Genomic DNA, 17425 nt, shown 5'->3' on the forward strand with positions numbered 1-17425 from the left:
CGAACCCGCTCAGGCGCGGGTCGCCCACACGTAACGGTGTTCCGGGCGGCCCGCGTCGCCGTATTTGAGGGTCAGCCGGGCCCGTCCGGTGCGCTCCAGGAGCTTGAGATAGCGCTGGGCGGTCTGGCGGCTCACCCCGGTCCGCTCGGCGATCTCCTGGGCGGACAGCGGCTCCTCGGCGCTCATCAGGGACTGGCGCACCAGCTCGGCGGTGGTGGGGGAGTGCCCCTTGGGCAGCTCCGGCTCGGACGGCGTGGACAGGGCGCCGAAGATGCGGTCCACCTCGGCCTGTTCGGCCTCGCCGCCACCGTCCAGCGTGCGGCGCAGCCGGGCGTACGCCTCCAGCTTGGCCCGCAGCCCGGCGAAGGCGAACGGCTTCACCAGGTACTGCAGGGCGCCGTGCCGCATGGCCGCCTGGACGGTCGACACGTCCCGAGCGGCCGTCACCATGATCACGTCGGTCTGGTGGCCGCGCCGGCGCATCTCCCGGACGACCGCGAGCCCGGTGTCGTCGGGCAGGTAGTGGTCCATCAGGACCAGGTCGAGCCGCGGCAGCGCCTCCAACCGGTCCAGCGCCTCGGCCGCGTTGTGCGCCTCGGCGGCCACATGGAAGCCGGGCACCTTCTCCACGTAGGCGGCGTTCACCCGAGCGACCCGGGCGTCGTCGTCCACGACCAGGACCTCGATCATCGGGCGTCCTCCTCGGCGTGGGTCGGACTGTGTGCAGGGGCCGTGGTACCCGATTCCGCGGACCCGGTGAGCGCGGGCTCCAGCTCCGGCTCGGTCAGTGCCTCGGGCAGGACGACGGTGAACTCCGCGCCCCCGCCGTCCGCCGCGCCCACCGCCGCGCTCCCGCCCTGCCGCTCCGCGAGCCTGCGCACCAGCGAGAGCCCGAGGCCGCGTTTGCCGTGCGTGGGCGGCTTCTTGGTGGACCACCCCTCCGTGAAGATCAACTCCCGCTGGTCCTCGGGGATTCCGGGCCCGGTGTCGCGTACCCGGAGGACGACCGTACGTCCCTCGGTGCGCAACTCGATCTCCACGCGCGCGTGCGGGGTGCCCCCGACCGCGTCGAGGGCGTTGTCCACGAGGTTGCCCACGACCGTGACCAGCCCCCGGGGGTCGATCAGCCGGTCCGGGAGCCGGGTGTGTTCCGACACCCACAGGGCGACGCCGCGTTCGGCCGCCACGGTCGCCTTGCCGACCAGCAGGGCGGCGAGCAGCGGGTCCTGGATCTTCTCGGTGACCTGCTCGGCGGTGGCCCGGTGGTCCCCGACGACTTCGCCGACGAACTCCACGGCGTCGTCGTACATCTCCAGCTCCAGCAGGCCCAGCAGGGTGTGCATGCGGTTGGCGTGCTCGTGGTCCTGGGCGCGCAGGGCGTCGATCAGGCCGTGCGTGGAGTCGAGTTCGCGGCCCAGCTGCTCCAGCTCGGTGCGGTCGCGCAGGGTGGCCACCGCGCCGCCGTCGTCCGTGGGCATCCGGTTGGCGACCAGGACGCGCTGTCCGCGCACGGTCAGCAGGTCGGTGCCGGTCACGCGCCCGGCCAGGACGTCCGTCGTACGACCCTCGCCCAGCGCCTCGTCCGGGGACCTGCCGACGGCCTCGTCGCCGATGCCCAGCAGCCGTCGTGCCTCGTCGTTGAGGAGGCGGATGCGGCCGCCGCGGTCGAGGGCGACCACGCCCTCCCGGATTCCGTGCAGCATCGCCTCCCGCTCGGCGAGCAGCGCGGAGATGTCGGAGAAAGCCAGGTCCCGGGTCTGCCGCTGCACCCGGCGGGAGATCAGCCAGGCGGCCAGCGCGCCCACCGCGAGGGCACCGCCGGCGTAGGCGAACAGCCCCGGGATCGCGCTGAGCAGCCGGGCGCGCACGCTGTCGTACGCGATGCCGACGGAGACCGCCCCGATGATGCGGTGGTCGGCGTCGTACAGGGGCACCTTGCCGCGGGCCGAGCGGCCCAGGGTGCCGTTGTCGATCTGCATGACGTCCTTGCCGGCCAGGGCGTCGCGGGGGCTGGTGGAGACCGGGCGGCCGATCTCGCTCGGCGTGGGGTGCGACCAACGGATCCATCGCCGGTCCAGCACCACGATGTACTCGGCGTGCGTGGCCTTCCGGATCCGCTCGGCCTCCTTCTGCACCGGGCCGTTCCTGGTCGGCGGGGTGCGCTGGACGCCCTCGGCGATCTGCGGGTCCTGAGCCGTGGTCTGCGCGATGGCCAGGGCGCGGCGCATCGCCTCCTGGTCCAGCTGTTTGCTCAGCGGCGCCAGGAAGAGCCCGGTCGCGAGCACCGCCACTCCCGCGGCGATGGCCACCTGCATCAGCAGTACCTGCGCGAACATCCGCCGGGGCAGACCGAGGCGCAGGCGGCGTGCGGGGGGAGTGCGGCTCATACCCACGACGGTACGTGGACGGACGGTGGTCGCCGTAGGGGGTGTGGCACGGATCTCTTGACCAGTTCTTGAAGAAACCGGGTGCCGGTCCGGCTCAGCTGGCCAGCGCCGCCGTCCGCAGCTCGTGCACCGCCACCACGTCCATCCGCGCCGGCGCCCCGAGCACCGTCGCGCCGCAGCTCTCCGGGCGCGGCGGCAGGGATGTGCCCTGCGCCACCGTGACGCGCCAGCAGCGGCCGTCGGTGTGGGCGACCGTGACCTCCCAGCGCGGCGCCCGGCCCTCGGTCCGTACGACGCTCAGGGCGCCGGCTGCGTACTCGGCCGCCGTCGAGCGCACGGCCAGCTCGGCCGCCTGGCCGGGCCGGTCCCAGGCGGAGCACCCGCGGCACCCCTCGACAACCACACGCCCCTCCCGGACCCCGCGGAGTGCCTCCTTGACGGTGTGCGCCTCCGAGCGGCCGTACGCGTAGCCGTACGGCAGGACGAGCACCGTGGGCGAGAAGCGATGACCACCCAGATGGGTGACCTCCCAGATGCCCCGCACCCCCGCTCCGGCCAGCTCGGCGGCGAGGGGACGGCCCAGGAGGGCGCAGCAGCGGTCCCGCTTGCCGTTGGTGCACACGAGCGCGAGCGGGTCGCCCGTGTGCGGCCGGCCGCCGAGCGCCGCGCCGAAGGAGCTGGGGTCGCCCGCGCCGAGAGCGGCGAAGTCGAGGCCGAGCAGCCGGTGCGGATCGCGGGTGGTGGCGCTGTGCAGCCAGACGTTTCCGGGGACGGTGTGGGCCACGTACACGTGCCGGAGCGTGGCCGTGCCGGGGTCCGCGTGGCGGCCGGGGCGCCGGATGAGCGCGACGCGGACGCCGGTGCCCTCGGCGGCGGCTTCCAGGGCACGGCCCAGCGCGGGGTCGAGATGGCTCGAAGTGAGCGCCTTGACACCCCACGGGCCCGGTTGCTCCAGCAGCAGCCACGTCGTCGCCGTGGCAGCCGTACCGGAAACGGGCTCGTCGAGGCTGCGGGAGACGGTTGCGCACCTACTCACAGAGGTGAGCCTAACCTGACTTTCCTGGGGGTGACTTCCGGCCGTCTCGTTTCCTACTCCGGGAGCGGCTGCGGAGGGCGCGGACCGACGTAGTGACCGCTGGGGCGCATGCGCAGCGGGCGCTCGCCGTACTCCTCCAGGACGTGGGCGATCCAGCCCGCTGTCCGGGCGACGGCGAAGATGGTCTCGCCGGCCGTGGCGGGCATGCCCGAGGAGGCGGTGAACACGGCAAGAGCCATGTCGACGTTGGCGTGCAGCGGGGTGTGGCGGGCGGTCGTGGCCACGATGTCGCGGGCCGCGAGCAGCGCCGGCTCCGCGCGCGGGACCTGCTCCAGCAGCGCGAACAGCGCCCGCGCGCGCGGGTCTTCGCCGGAGTAGAGCCGGTGACCGAGTCCGGGGATGCGACGCCCCGCACGCAGCTCGTCCGCGATCACCGGGACCGCGGTGCCCTGGTCGAGCACGTCCAGCAGCATCCGGTGGGCCAGGCCGCTGGCGGCGCCGTGCAGCGGGCCCTCCAGGACGCCGAGCCCGGCAGAGACGGCCGCGTAGGCGTGCGCGCGGGCCGAGGCGGCGACCCGGACGGCGAGCGTGGAGGCGGCCAGGTCGTGGTCGACCAGCAGCGCAAGGGCGGTGTCCAGGACGCGCAGCGATTTCTCGTCCGCGGGGCGGCCGGTCAGCCGGCCCCACAGGCGGTGGGCCAGCGGGCCGTCGTCCTTGGGCGCATGCCGGACCGGCGGCAGCGCGGCGACGAGCGTGGGGATGAGGATGCGCGCCGTGCTCAGCACGGCCGCCTCGGACAGGTCGAAGCGCAGCGGATCCTCGGCCGCCGCGGCGATCGCGGCCACCCGCAGCCGGTCGGTGGGAGAGGTGTGCTCGGGCAGGGCGTTCACGGCGTGGCGGGCGACCTCGACGGTGGTCTCGGGCGCGGTGAAGGTCGCGCCCGGGGTCATCCGGCCGGTCCACAGCCACTCCGCGACCTCCTCGTAGGAATGGCGCGCGGCCAGCTCCGTGGCGTCGACACCACGGAAGTAGTACCGGTCCTTGTCGATGAAGGTGATCCGGGTCCGCACGGACAGATCCCCGCCGGAGCCCGGACTCCCCGCGGCTTCCCGCCGGTTGCGCCGGGCGAGGGCCTCGACTTCCCGCGCCTCGAAGGTGCTTGCCCGGCCGCCGGGTTCGCGCCTGCTGCTGAGCAGGCCGCGGCTCACATAGGCGTACACCGTCTCCGGCTTCACGCCGAGCAGTTCGGCGGTCTCCTTGGTGGTCAGCCTTCGCCCGGGACGGTCGGGAACGGAGTCGTGATCGCGCATGGAGTCACCGTAGCCGTCTCTGCACACATTGATGGTGGATATTGATTGGATCAATGTGTATGCCGCCGTCATTCGGCGTGTGGGACGTTGACAGTGGCTTAGCCCAGGGGAAAGCCTCACGCTTGGTAACGCACGGCGTCCGGGGGGAGTGGGCCATGGCCGACCATGATCTGTTGGCCGTACTTTCGGCGGTCGGGCATCCGCAGAGGCTGAGAGTGATCGCCATGCTGGCGGAACGCCGGATGTACATCAGTGAGCTGGCCCGCCGGCTGAACATGTCTCGCCCGCTTCTCTACATGCATCTCGAACGCCTGGAGCAAGCCGGCCTGGTGACGGGCAGCCTCGACGTGTCCGAGGACGGCAAGGCGCTTAAGTACTATGAACTCACGCCGTTCGAGGTGTACTTGACCATCGAGACGATACTGGCCGCGCAGGACGGCGCCTTACGCCGGGAAGCGGACCTCGCGGTGCCGGCGCAGGATTCCCCGGACGAGCCGCAGACTCCTGCGGGCGAGCAGCAGGAGTCTGCGGACGAGCCGGACGGCCTCGGTCCCGGCGGCTCCTAGCTGCCGATCTCCACTGCCCTGTCCCTGGGTCCCGGATCCGGCTGGGCGGAGTGCCTCGGCCCGTCCTCGGCGGCGTGGAGCCAGGTCAGTGCGGGGGAGGTGAGGGCCGTGGTGACGAGGGCCATCAGCACCATCATGGTGAAGAGATCCTGCCCGATGACCCCCAGTTCGAGCCCGATGTCGAGGATGACGAACTCGGTCAGTCCGCGGCAGTTCATCAGCGCGCCCACCGCCAGCGAACTGCGCCAGTCCTGCCCGCACAGACGAGCCGCGGCGGCGCTTCCGCCCCATTTGCCGAGGATCGCCACGGCGAACAGGGCACCGGCCCACAGCCACAAAGCCGGGTCCGTACCCAGCAGACCGATGTCCGTGCGCAGTCCCGTGTTCGCGAAGAAGAGTGGCAGCAGGAGCGGAGCCGCGATGCCGTGCAGCCGGGAGGCGGCGCGCTCGATCCTGGTGGACGCGCGAGGCATGACCATGCCGAAGGCGAACGCGCCGAACAGGGCGTGCAGGCCGATCCGGTCGGTTGCCAGGGAGCACAGACACAGGCCTGTGAACAACGCCAACAGCACACGGCTGTCACGCCCGCCGTCGGGCGGCTCGCGATCCGGTCCGGAGGGTCCGGACACGCCGGCAGCGGTGTCCCGCAGGGCCCACCGGCCGAGGAGAGGCCGCACCACGTAGAGCATGACCGCGAGGAAGGCGCCCGCCAGCACGGCGGTGATCAGCGGGTCGTGGGCGGATCCCTCGTGCGCCATGGTCACCACGATGGCGAGCAGGCACCATGCCATGGCGTCGATGACGGCGGCGCAGCCCGTCGCCATGACGCCCAGGGGTGACCGCTGGATGCCCCGGTCGGTGAGGATGCGGACCAGGACCGGGAAGGCCGTGATGCTGAGCGCCACCGCGACGAACAGAACGAACGGCCAGCGTTCCGTGCCCTTCGGGGCGAGCGATCCGTACATCGCGAACGCCAGCCCTGTCCCGAGGGCCAGTGGCAACACGATACTGGCCTGACTGACGACCAGGGTCGTCCGGCCGAGACTGCGCAACACCCCCAGGTCCAGTTCCAGACCCACCATGAACATGAAGACCAGCAGGCCGAGTTGTCCGAGCGCTCCGGTGTACGGGATCGAGCCCGAGGGGATCAGGAAGTGCTGGGCCTCGGGCCACAGCCGGCCGAGGAGAGAGGGGCCGAGCAGGATTCCCGCGGCCATCTCTCCCACGACCGGCGGCTGTCCGACGCGCCGGGCGAGGACAGCTCCGGCCCGGCAGGCCACGATCACTGTCGGAATGGCGATCAGAAGTCCGGGCAGTGGATCGGAGGTGGACACCGGTGACGCCTCCTTCGGTGCCGAAAAGGGTTTGCCGGGGGCCGCCTGGCCTTCCCGGTGGGCGGGGCGGAGCGTCAGACGTTGTGCAGGTGGCGCAGGTACTCGTAGGTGGAGGGCAGTGTGCCGACGAGGTCCCGCTGCTGCTTCACCTTGTCGAAGAGCGACTCGGCGCCCGCGACGGACTCCGGCTTGTGGGCGAGGACGGGGAGGGGTGCGTCGGGTTCGAGTCCGAGTCCGGCGAAGATGCAGTAGTAGCTGCCGTTCGTCCAGAAGTTGCGGAACTCCGCCTCGAAGTTGCCGTAGTACGTGCTCTCGTCGGTGACCGGGGAGTTGGCGGACCAGGGCCTCGTTGAAGGTGCGGTCGGGGAAGTGCTTGGCGAGCTGGTAGATCGCGGCGGTGATGAAGTAGATGCCGGTGGACTCCAGCGGCTCCAGGAAGCACGAGGACAGGCCGATGCCGACGACGTTGTTGACCCAGGCGCGACGGTTGCGGCCCACCCGGAAACGCACGTGGTTGAACTCGGTGTCGCGCGGGTCGAGACCCCACAGGGCGCAGAACTCCTCGGTGGCCTCGTCCCGCTCGGTGAATCTGCTCGAGTAGACGTAGCCGGTGCCGAACCGGCCGAGCATGGGGATCTTCCAGGTCCAGCCCGACGACATGGCGATGGCCGAGGTGTACGGCTCGACGCCGTGCCGGGCGTCGTCGTGCGGGACCGCCGTGGCCACGGCGCTGTCGCACAGCAGGTGGTCGCTCATGTCGATGAACGGCTCGCCCAGCGCCTTGTTGATGAGCAGACCGCGGAAGCCGGAGCAGTCGACGAACAGGTCGGCGTCCAGCACCCTGCCCGACTTGGTGTGCAGGGCGGTGACGTAGCCTCGCTCGTCCTGGTCCACCCGGGTCATCTCGTCCTGGACGTGGCGGACGCCCTGCTTGCCCGTCGCGAAACGCATCAGGAAGTCGGCGACCAACTGGGCGTCGAAGTGCCATGCGTAGCGCGTGGCGGGCGCGCCGTCCATGTGGCGCGGGGCCTTCAGGGCGTCCATCACCGGGGGCTCGCGGAAGCACGCGTAGTCGTACGGCTCGGTGGTGCGGCCCTCGTGCTTGCGGTTGAACCAGTAGTGGGACAGCGGTGTCTGGTCATAGTCAGGGAGCAGTCCGAAAGGGTGGTAGAAGTGGTCGGACCCCCCGTCCGCGAGGGTGCGGGGCCGAGCCTCGCCGCGCCCTTCCGTACGCCAGTTGACGAAGCGAACCGCCATCTTGAAGCTGGCGTTGCACTCCCGCATCCACTCGTCCTCGGGGATGCCGAGGTACTCGAAGAAGGTGCGGTGGAGGTTGGGCACCGTGGCTTCGCCGACCCCGATGCGCGGTATGGCCGGCGCTTCGAGAACGGTGATCTCGACGGTGTCCTGGAGTGCCTTTCCCAGGTAGGCGGCAGTCATCCAGCCGGCTGTGCCGCCGCCGAGAATGACGACCTTCTGGATGCGGTTGTCGTCGCGTTGGGTCATGTGCGGGCTCTTTTCTGCCGCGAAGGGCGAGTTTCTGCCGGATGGGCGGGGCTGAAGTCCACTCAGGTTGGAAGGGCGCCCTATAACGGGCCTATAACCCGGGGCCGGAGTGCGCGTTCCCATAGGGCGGTTATAGGCGTCGACCCGAGGATGCGCAGCGAGCGCCCGTCCCCGAGCGAGGAGCATTCCGCCATGACCACGAGCAGTGGCCGCTTCCGTGAGACGGGCGCCGTCCATCTCTGGCACGGCCGGGTGTCCGACGAGCTTGCCCTCTGTGAAACGGCGCTGCTCGACGACGAAACGGCGCTGCTTGACGACGCCGAACTGCGCGCGACGCAGGCCCGCTCGGGACCGCGTGCCGCACACTACGCGGGTGCACACGCGGCGGTCCGGCGAGTTCTCGGCGAGCACTATCTGGGCGTGCCGCCCGGTGCGGTCCGCTTCGGCCGGCGGCCCTGTCCGCGCTGCGGCGACCCCGGGCACGGCCGGCCCCGCATCGTGAGCCCGGTCACCGGTTTGGACTTCAACCTCTCCAGATCGGGGCCGTACTGGGTGCTCGCCGTGACGGCGGGGACCCCGGTGGGCGTCGACGTGGAGCGCTTCACCGGGGCCGAACCGGTCGCCGGCATCGCGCTGAGCGAGGCGGAGGCGGCGCGGTTGCGGCAGGTGGAGCCCGAGCGGCGCAGCCGGATCTTCCTGCGGGCGTGGACCCGCAAGGAGGCGGTGCTCAAGGCCAGCGGGGTCGGCATCCTCGCGGACCTCGGTGCCCTGGAGGTGTCACCGCAGGAGGCCGGGCCGGTGACCGTGGTGTGCAGCGAACCGGTGCCGGGCGCGCGCTGGCACGTTCAGGACCTGGTCCTTCCCGGCGGCCTCCACGGCGCGCTGGCCCAGGACGCGCGCGCCGTGCGGCCGGTCCGGGTCCGCGCCTTCGAAGGCGTGCTCACCGGGCGCGGCAGAGACGGAATATAGAGCGGGCGTCAAGGCTGGGGGCATCCGTGACCCCCCTGCCAACAAGGATGCCATGGCCAACCGACGGATCCCCCTGACGGCCGCCGCCTCACTCGTGGCCGGCGTGCTCACCGGCCTCGCCGCTCCCGCCGCCCAGGCCTGCGCCCAGGCCTGCGCCCAGGCCTGCACCTACCGGTCGAGCCAGCTGACCGTGCCGAGCGGTGCCACCGCCGGCGCGGTCACTGCCACGGCGGGCACCGACGTCTCCGCCGGAGAGCTGACGTACCCGGGCCCCGACTGCGGGACGCAGTCGCACGCGGCGCTCTGGTCGGGCGGCAGGGCAACGGACCTGGGCACCGTACCGGGGGCCGACTACGACCTCGGTGTCAATGACGTGAACGCCTCCGGGGTCGCGGTCGGTTGGGGGTGGAAGCTCACCGGGTCCAGTGAGGGCCGGCCGATCGGGGAGAACTTCCCCTTCCGCTCCCGCGACGGCAGGCTGGAGCAGTTGCCGGTGCCCGCGGGCGCCCACCAGGTCGTGGCGGCGGCGATCACGGCGAACGGCGACATCTACGGGTACGGGTACGGTGCCGACCCTAACTACTACACCGTGTACTACTGGCCCGCGGACCGGCCGGGGACCGTGCTCGAGCCGTCCGGATTCCCCCGGGGAAGCCGGATCGAGGGGGTGGACGCCGACGGCACGGTGGCCGTGACCGTGACGTCGGAGATCGAAGGGACCACACGCCCCTACCTCTGGAAGGCCGGTGTCGCCAGGCCGTTGACGATGCCGACCGGGGCGACGAACTCCACCGTCTCGGCGATCTCCGGCGGCGTCGTGGTGGGCGATGGACAGACCGCGGACTTCGGTCGCTTCGCCGTCCTCTGGGGCAAGGACGGGAAGCCCGTGAAGCTGCCCGGCGGCTACGGCACCAGCGACGTCAACAGCACGGGCCGGATCCTCGGTACCGCGTCCACATCCCGCAACGCCACGCTGTGGCAGGGCACCACCACGGTGGCGACGGTCAGCGACGGCCTGGTGTACACGCTCGCCGACGACGCCACCCTCGGCGGCGCCAAGGCTCCGGCCGGGACCACGTACCCCAGGTTCCCCGCCGTGTGGCGTTGCTCCTGACTCCGGGTCCGCCCCGGCACACGAGAGGCCTGGCCGTTTCCGCCAGGCCTCTTTGCGCTGGCAGGTGCCAAAGAAAATGAGTACCTGCTAACGTTCCTTTGCATGTGCTGGGTGTTGCTATGAGGACGCCGATGCCCACCGGCGACGAGCTGGTGCTGATGCTGGCGACGCTTGCGAACCCGCACCGTCTGCGGGTCGTGGCGGTGCTGGCCGGCGGGCGGAAGTACGTGAGCCAGTTGGCTCGGGACATGGGGATCAGCCGCGCGCTGCTCCAGGTCCACCTGAAGAAGCTGGAGACGGCAGGGCTCGTGTCGGCGCAGCTGGAGATCTCACCCGATGGGAAAGCGATGAAGTTCTACGAGGTGACACCGTTCACGGTGCACCTGACTCCGGAGTCGATCGCGGCTGTGATGCCGACGCTGACCAGTGCCGACCCGGCGGCGGGCGGCAACGGAAGGGGGACTGACCGATGAGCGGGTCCGACTGGACGGAGGTCGTCGGCGCGGCGGGACTCTTCCTGCTCGTCACCGTGGTGATCACCGTGGTCGTCTGGCAGTTCGGTGCCACGTACCGGGCCAAGGCGGCGCTGGCGCGCGAGGGCGAGTACCGCAAGCTGGCCGAGGCGGCCGTGGAGGTCCAGCAGCGGACCGAGCAGCAACTCGGTGAGTTCAGGCAGCGCCTGGAGTCGATGGAGCGGATTCTGAAAGAAGTCGAATAGTCCCGCGCGGCGGCGACTCCGGCGCCCGTCCGTGCCATGCGATCACATGAGCTGGGCCGCCGAGCGGCAACTCGGCGGCCCAGATTCGGAAGGCATCTCCCTCGCCGTCGGGCGAGTTTTCCCTGGACACGCACCTCCACACCAAGGAGAGCAGTTCATGCTGCGCAAAGGCAAGCCGGATCGGACACCCCACGAGAGGGCACCCGGGCCGGCGGTCAAGGGCGGAATCGTGGAAGCCGTCGCCGGGTGGTCGGTCCGCCACCGCGCCCTGGCAATCACCGGCTGGCTTGCACTCGTCGTCGTCGCCATCCTCTCCAGTGCACTGATCAGCGGGCACGATGCCCGCTCCACCGACCCGGGCGACGCGGGCAGGGCCCAGCAGATCGTCCGCGCCGAGGACGACGGCGACTCCATCCGCGAGAACGTACTGGTCCAGTCCCGCCGGAGCGGCGGCCCCGAGTTCACGGCCAGCCCCGAACTCCAGGGTGCAACCCGCGACTTGGTGACGGCGCTGCGCGGCACCGGCGACGCGGTGCGGGACATCGGCTCGCCCCTCGGCAGCGACGGCACCCGCTGGCTCTCCCGCGACGGCCGCTCCGCCCTCGTCACCTTCGAGATCGGCGGGCCCATCGAGGAGCAGAAACAGAACTACCGCGCCATCGTCGACGCCGTGCAGAAGGTCCAGGACAGCCATCCGCAGCTGCGGATCGTGCAGGCCGGCGACCGCAGTCTCAACGCCGTCGTGGACGATGCGATCAAGGACGACTTCCAGCGCTCCGAGGTCACCTCGCTGCCGCTCACCCTGGTCATCCTGCTCGTCGTGTTCGGATCGCTGATCGCCGCGGGCATCCCGCTGCTCCTGTCGGCCACGGCCGTCATCGCCACCTTCGGACTCCTCCAGAGCATCGGCAAGGTGGTGCCGGTCAACAGTGCCGCCTCCTCCATCGTGCTGCTCGTCGGAATGGCCGTCGGCATCGACTACTCGCTCTTCTACCTGCGCCGGGAACGCGAGGAGCGGCTCGCCGGACGCGAGACCCGGCAGGCGCTCGCGATCACCGCCCGCACGTCCGGCCACGCGGTGGTGGTCTCCGGGCTCACCGTGATGGTCTGCGTGTGCGGCCTGCTGTTCACCGGGCTCGACGTCTTCAAGGGCCTCACGGCCGGCACCGTGGTGGTCGTGGGTCTCACCGTGGTCGGCTCCGTCACGGTGCTGCCCGCGCTGCTGGCCGCCCTGGGTCACCGCGTCGACCGGGCCCGCATCCCCTGGCTGGGCCGCCGCCGGACCGCGGCGCGCGAGTCGCGTACCTGGTCCGCCGTGGCCCGTACCGTCGTACGGCGTCCGGCGCTCACCGGCGGTCTCGCGGCGCTCGTCCTGGCCGTCGTGGCGCTGCCCGCATTCGGCATGCACCTGCAGGACCCGGCCACGACCGACAGCCTCCCGCGCAGCGTCGCCCCCGTGGACGCCGCGGTGCGCATGAACGACGCCTTCCCCGGCTCGTCGAGCCCCGCCCGGGTCGCGATCGCCGGCCGGGACGGCGCCGGCGCCGACACCCCCGCCCTGCGCGAGGCGATCGACGCGCTGCACCGCGAGGCAGAGACGCCCGGCAACGGCATCGCGGAACCGATCACCGCCGTGCCGGTCGGCGACGCGATGGTGGTCCGGGTGCCGCTGATCGGCAAGGGCACCGACGACACCTCCAACCAGTCCCTGGAAAAGCTCAGGAACAAGGTCCTCCCCGCCACCCTGGGCAAGGTGGGGGGAATCGACTACGCCGTCGGCGGCAAGACGGCACAGCCGTACGACTTCGCCCGGCAGCTCAACAGCCGCAGCGTCGCCGTCTTCGTCTTCATCCTCGCCCTCGCCTTCGTACTCCTCGTGATCGCGTTCCGGTCCTGGACCATCCCGCTGGTGTCGATCCTGCTCAACCTGCTCTCGATCGGCGCCGCCTACGGCGTGCTCACCTGGGTCTTCCAGAACGGCCACCTGGAATCGCCGCTCGGCTTCACCTCGTACGGCGGCGTGGTCGCCTGGCTGCCGCTGTTCATGTTCGTGATCCTCTTCGGGCTGAGCATGGACTACCACATCTTCATCCTCAGCCGGATCAAGGAACGCTGGACCAACGGCGCCCCCGCCAGGGAGGCGATCGTCGGCGGCATCAGCAGCAGCGCCGGAGTCGTCACCAGCGCCGCCGTCATCATGACCGCCGTGTTCACGGTGTTCGTCAGCCTCACCGCCATCGAGTACAAGATGATGGGCATCGGCATGGCCGTGGCCATCCTGATCGACGCCACCATCGTGCGAGGCGTCCTCCTGCCCGCCGCCATGGCCCTCCTGGGCGACCGTGCCTGGCCGGCCGCCCGGGACCGGCACGGCCGCACCGCGGCGTCGCACTCCGCCGCGGACACCCCCGAACCGGTACGCCCCGTCCGGAATTCCCCCGTCCAGTAGACGGGGCGTACCTCCCCCCGGCTCCGGCCCGGAGGCTCGGCATCGCCGACCTCCGGGCCGGAACCTTCGCGGCGGCCCGGGTGGTCGGCTGGAGCGCCAACATCCTGGAACAGGCGGCGGATTCGAAGATCATCCGTCCGGTGGCGCGGTATGTGGGACCGGAGCCCGGGACGGCGGTGCCGACTCGGCCGTGAGCCCGCCCCAGGGCGCCGGCTCTTATCCTGGTCAGGCAGTCGGTCCACGGAAGAGAGGGCGCCCGTTGGGCAACAGCCGCACCCCGCAGCAGATCCCCGTCGTCGTACTCGCAGGATTTCTCGGATCCGGAAAGACCACCCTTCTCAACCACCTGCTGCACCGCAGCGGCGGCAGCCGCATCGGGGCGATCGTCAACGACTTCGGCGCCATCGAGATCGACGCGATGGCCGTCGCCGGAGCCCTCGGCGACTCGACCGTCTCGCTCGGCAACGGCTGCCTGTGCTGCGCCGTCGACGCCAGCGAACTCGACCGCTACCTGGACCGGCTCGCCGCGCCCGCCGCCGGCATCGACGTCATCGTCATCGAGGCCAGCGGACTCGCCGAGCCGCAGGAACTCGTGCGGATGGTGCTCGCCAGCGAGCATCCCGGCATCGTCTACGGCGGCCTCGTCGAGGTCGTGGACGCCGCCGAGTTCGACGGCACCCGGGCCCGGCACCCCGAGATCGACCGGCACCTCGCCCTCGCCGACCTCGTCGTGGTCAACAAGCTGGACCGGGCACCGGACGCCGACCGCGTCCTCGGCCTCGTCCGCTCGCTCACCGACCGTGCCGCCGTCGTCCCCGCCACCTTCGGCCGTATCGACCCGGAGTTCCTCTTCGACTGCCGGCCGAGCGAGGAGCGCATCGGGCAGCTGTCCTTCGACGACCTGCACGAGGACGGCGACGACCACGACCATTCCGGTCATCTGCACACCGGCTACGACAGCCTCTCCTTCGCCGCCGACCTGCCGATGGAACCCCGCAGGCTGATGCAGTTCCTGGACAGCCGTCCGGAGGGGCTGTACCGGATCAAGGGCTACGTCGACTTCGGACCCCACGACACCGCCAACCGGTACGCCGTCCATGCCGTCGGCCGGTTCCTGCGCTTCTACCCCGAGCCCTGGCCGGCCGCCGACGCCCGCCTCACCCGGCTCGTGCTGATCGGCTCCGGCATCGACGCGGGCGCCCTCGGCAAGGAACTGGAGGCGTGCAGGAACGACGCCCCACACGCCGACGAGCACGGCATGTGGGGCGTCCTGCGGTACGTCCAGGGCTCCGAGGAGGAACCCGACGCAGAGGTGTACGAGGCCTAGAACACCGGTCCCGCGACCACCGACACCGTCTTCGCCAGCGACGTGCCCGAGCCGTCCCGGCGCGGGTCCAGCTCCGGCAGCGCCACCGGGGTGCCGTTCTTCTGTGCCGCCCGGGCCGAGGTGGGGCCCGCCCAGGCCAGCGACAGGCAGTCCTCGCCCTTCAGGAACCGCTGGCAGCGCACACCGCCGGTGGCCCGGCCCTTGCGCGGGTACTGGTCGAACGGGGTCAGCTTGGCCGTCGTCTGCACGGAGTCGTCCAGCGTGCCGCGAGAGCCCGCCACCGTGAAGACCACCGCGTCGGCGGCCGGGTCGACCGCCGTGAACGAGATGACCTTCGCGCCCTCGGCGAGCTTGATGCCCGCCATACCGCCGGCCGGGCGGCCCTGCGGGCGGACGATGGAGGCCTGGAAGCGCAGCAGCTGCGCGTCGTCCGTGATGAACACCAGGTCCTCTTCGCCGGTGCGCAGCTCCACCGCGCCGACGATCCGGTCGCCCTCCTTGAGCGTGATGACCTCCAACTCGTCCTTGTTGGACGGGTAGTCGGGCACCACACGCTTGACGACGCCCTGCTCGGTGCCGAGCGCCAGACCCGGGGACGACTCGTCCAGCGTGGCCAGGCAGACCACCGTCTCGTCGTCCTCCAGGGACACGAACTCCGCGAGCGGCGCCCCTCCGGAGAGGTTCGGCGCCGTCATCGTCTCGGGCAGCTGCGGCAGGTCGACCACGTTGATCCGCAGCAGGCGGCCGGCCGAGGTCACCGCGCCGATCTCGCCCCGTGCGGTCGCCGGGACCGCGGAGACGATCACGTCGTGCTTGGTGCGCCGGGCGCCGGCGTCCTCCGGGAACGGCTCGTCGGTCGCCGTACGGGCCAGCAGGCCCGTGGAGGACATCAGCACCCGGCACGGGTCGTCGGCGACCTGGAGCGGCACAGCGGCCACCGGGGCGCCGGCCGACTCCAGCAGGACCGTGCGCCGGTCGGTGCCGAACTGCTTGGCCACGGCGGCCAGTTCCGCCGAGACCAGCTTGCGCAGCTCCGCGTCCGAATCCAGGATCCGGGTCAGCTCCGCGATCTCCGCGGTGAGCTTCTCCTGCTCCGCCTCCAGCTCGATGCGGTCGTACTTGGTGAGCCGGCGCAGCGGCGTGTCGAGGATGTACTGCGTCTGGACCTCGCTCAGCGAGAAGCGCTCCATCAGGCGCTGCTTGGCCTGCGCGGAGTTCTCGCTGGAGCGGATCAGCCGGATGACCTCGTCGATGTCGACCAGGGCCGTGAGCAGGCCCTCGACCAGGTGCAGGCGGTCGCGGCGCTTGCTGCGGCGGAACTCGCTGCGGCGCCGCACCACGTCGAAGCGGTGGTCGAGGTAGACCTCCAGCAGCTCCTTCAGGCCCAGGGTGAGCGGCTGGCCGTCCACCAGCGCCACGTTGTTGATGCCGAAGGACTCCTCCATCGGGGTCAGCTTGTACAACTGCTCCAGGATCGCCTCCGGCACGAAGCCGTTCTTGATCTCGATGACCAGGCGCAGACCGTGTTCACGGTCGGTGAGGTCCTTGACGTCGGCGATGCCCTGGACCTTCTTCGCGTTGACCAGGTCCTTGATCTTGGCGATCACCTTCTCCGGGCCGACCGTGAACGGCAGCTCGGTGACGACCAGGCCCTGGCGGCGGGCGGTCACGGTCTCGACCGAGACCGTCGCGCGGATCTTGAAGGTGCCGCGGCCCGTCGCGTACGCGTCCCGGACGCCGTCCAGGCCGACGATCCGGCCGCCGGTGGGCAGGTCGGGGCCCGGGACGTGCTTCATCAGCGCGTCCAGGTCCGCGTTCGGGTACCTGACCAGGTGGCGGGCCGCCGCGATGACCTCGCGCAGGTTGTGCGGCGGCATGTTCGTCGCCATGCCGACCGCGATGCCCGAGGAGCCGTTGACCAGCAGGTTCGGGAAGGCGGCGGGCAGCGCCACCGGCTCCTGCTCCTGGCCGTCGTAGTTCGGCGTGAAGTCGACCGTGTCCTCGTCGATGGAATCGGTCATCAGGCTCGTCGCCGAGGCCATCCGGCACTCGGTGTACCGCATGGCGGCGGGCGGGTCGTCGTTGCCCAGCGAGCCGAAGTTGCCGTGGCCGTCGACCAGCGGGACGCGCATCGAGAACGGCTGGGCCATGCGCACCAGGGCGTCGTAGATCGACGCGTCGCCGTGCGGGTGCAGCTTGCCCATGACCTCGCCGACGACACGCGCGCACTTCACATAGCCGCGGTCGGGGCGCAGGCCCATCTCGTTCATCTGGTAGACGATCCGGCGGTGCACCGGCTTGAGGCCGTCGCGGGCGTCCGGCAGGGCGCGCGAGTAGATGACCGAGTACGCGTACTCAAGGTAGGAGCCACGCATCTCGTCCACGACGTCGATGTCGAGGATCTTCTCCTCGAACGAATCGTCGGGCGGCGGGGTCTTCGTGCTGCGGCGGGCCATCGCTGCCTGGCTCCTTGCTGAAGCGTTTGACGGATCTGACGCGGACCATTGTGGACCGAGGCACTGACAACCCGTGCCACGACCCGGTCCCTGCGGCCCGGCCCGGTGTCTGCAAGGCGTCTGAAAGCCGCCCCACGGCACCCGTGACGCGGGCTGCGCGATCCGCTCTGGGCGTACGTCCCGCGGGAACTTCGCCGAGGTTCCGCACGCTTTGCATACAGTGGCAGGACCGGCAGGAAAACCGCGGTTTCGA

At 71.1% G+C, this 17425-nt stretch carries 13 protein-coding genes and 2 pseudogenes; 8 read left to right on the forward strand and 7 right to left on the reverse strand.

What is annotated here, in order from left to right; translation table 11 throughout:
* Positions 1-9 precede the first annotated feature (9 nt).
* From ACZ5DS_RS04985 to ACZ5DS_RS05000, 4 genes are all read right to left on the reverse strand, one after another.
* Entirely contained in the window at positions 10-690 is a 681-nt protein-coding gene (locus ACZ5DS_RS04985) for a response regulator (RefSeq protein WP_468234214.1), read from the reverse strand.
* Positions 687-2387, reverse strand: coding sequence for an ATP-binding protein (locus tag ACZ5DS_RS04990; RefSeq protein WP_468234217.1), 1701 nt, complete (start codon positions 2385-2387; stop codon positions 687-689). Before ACZ5DS_RS04990 ends, ACZ5DS_RS04985 begins: the two co-directional genes overlap by 4 nt.
* 94 nt (positions 2388-2481) lie before the next feature.
* On the reverse strand, positions 2482-3423 hold the full coding sequence (locus ACZ5DS_RS04995; protein WP_468234218.1) for a sucrase ferredoxin: 942 nt from the start codon (positions 3421-3423) through the stop codon (positions 2482-2484).
* A gap of 53 nt (positions 3424-3476) precedes the next feature.
* Entirely contained in the window at positions 3477-4733 is a 1257-nt protein-coding gene (locus ACZ5DS_RS05000; protein ID WP_468234221.1) for a citrate synthase, read from the reverse strand.
* Between the two features lie 155 nt (positions 4734-4888).
* On the opposite strand from ACZ5DS_RS05000, the gene ACZ5DS_RS05005 reads away from it, so the two are divergent.
* Positions 4889-5299, forward strand: a complete 411-nt coding sequence (locus tag ACZ5DS_RS05005) for an ArsR/SmtB family transcription factor (RefSeq protein WP_468234223.1) — start codon at positions 4889-4891, stop codon at positions 5297-5299.
* Here ACZ5DS_RS05005 and ACZ5DS_RS05010 read toward each other — a convergent pair.
* Both ACZ5DS_RS05010 and ACZ5DS_RS05015 read right to left on the reverse strand, forming a co-directional pair.
* A complete protein-coding gene (locus ACZ5DS_RS05010) occupies positions 5296-6633 on the reverse strand; it encodes a cation:proton antiporter (RefSeq protein WP_468234226.1) in 1338 nt (445 codons plus the stop codon). The genes ACZ5DS_RS05005 and ACZ5DS_RS05010 overlap by 4 nt on opposite strands.
* 74 nt (positions 6634-6707) lie before the next feature.
* Positions 6708-8139, reverse strand: a pseudogene (locus tag ACZ5DS_RS05015) (tryptophan halogenase family protein).
* Positions 8140-8331: 192 nt separating this feature from the next.
* Here ACZ5DS_RS05015 and ACZ5DS_RS05020 point away from each other — a divergent pair.
* From ACZ5DS_RS05020 to ACZ5DS_RS05050, 7 genes and pseudogenes are all read left to right on the forward strand, one after another.
* A complete protein-coding gene (locus ACZ5DS_RS05020; RefSeq protein ID WP_468234230.1) occupies positions 8332-9108 on the forward strand; it encodes a 4'-phosphopantetheinyl transferase family protein in 777 nt (258 codons plus the stop codon).
* A 52-nt stretch (positions 9109-9160) separates the two neighbouring features.
* Positions 9161-10222: a hypothetical protein gene (locus ACZ5DS_RS05025; protein WP_468234233.1), complete on the forward strand. Its 1062-nt coding sequence runs from the start codon at positions 9161-9163 to the stop codon at positions 10220-10222.
* A gap of 131 nt (positions 10223-10353) precedes the next feature.
* Complete coding sequence (locus ACZ5DS_RS05030; protein ID WP_468234235.1) at positions 10354-10695, forward strand: ArsR/SmtB family transcription factor; 342 nt, start codon at positions 10354-10356, stop codon at positions 10693-10695.
* Positions 10692-10940 (forward strand): hypothetical protein, encoded by a 249-nt coding sequence (locus ACZ5DS_RS05035; RefSeq protein WP_468234238.1) that lies wholly within the window; start codon positions 10692-10694, stop codon positions 10938-10940. Before ACZ5DS_RS05030 ends, ACZ5DS_RS05035 begins: the two co-directional genes overlap by 4 nt.
* A gap of 157 nt (positions 10941-11097) precedes the next feature.
* Positions 11098-13389, forward strand: a complete 2292-nt coding sequence (locus ACZ5DS_RS05040; RefSeq protein ID WP_468234240.1) for an MMPL family transporter — start codon at positions 11098-11100, stop codon at positions 13387-13389.
* 62 nt (positions 13390-13451) lie between these two features.
* Positions 13452-13583, forward strand: a pseudogene (locus ACZ5DS_RS05045) (citrate/2-methylcitrate synthase); the annotation flags it as partial.
* A gap of 65 nt (positions 13584-13648) precedes the next feature.
* Positions 13649-14716: a CobW family GTP-binding protein gene (locus ACZ5DS_RS05050; protein ID WP_468234242.1), complete on the forward strand. Its 1068-nt coding sequence runs from the start codon at positions 13649-13651 to the stop codon at positions 14714-14716.
* Here the strand turns inward: ACZ5DS_RS05050 and ACZ5DS_RS05055 are convergent.
* The gene (locus ACZ5DS_RS05055; protein WP_468234245.1) at positions 14713-17172 is read right to left on the reverse strand and encodes a DNA gyrase/topoisomerase IV subunit A; all 2460 of its coding nucleotides are present in this window, start codon (positions 17170-17172) and stop codon (positions 14713-14715) included. The two genes, ACZ5DS_RS05050 and ACZ5DS_RS05055, sit on opposite strands and share 4 nt — an antisense overlap.
* Between the last annotated feature and the right edge of the window lie 253 nt (positions 17173-17425).

This window comes from Streptomyces sp. NPDC031100 (genome assembly GCF_055570785.1).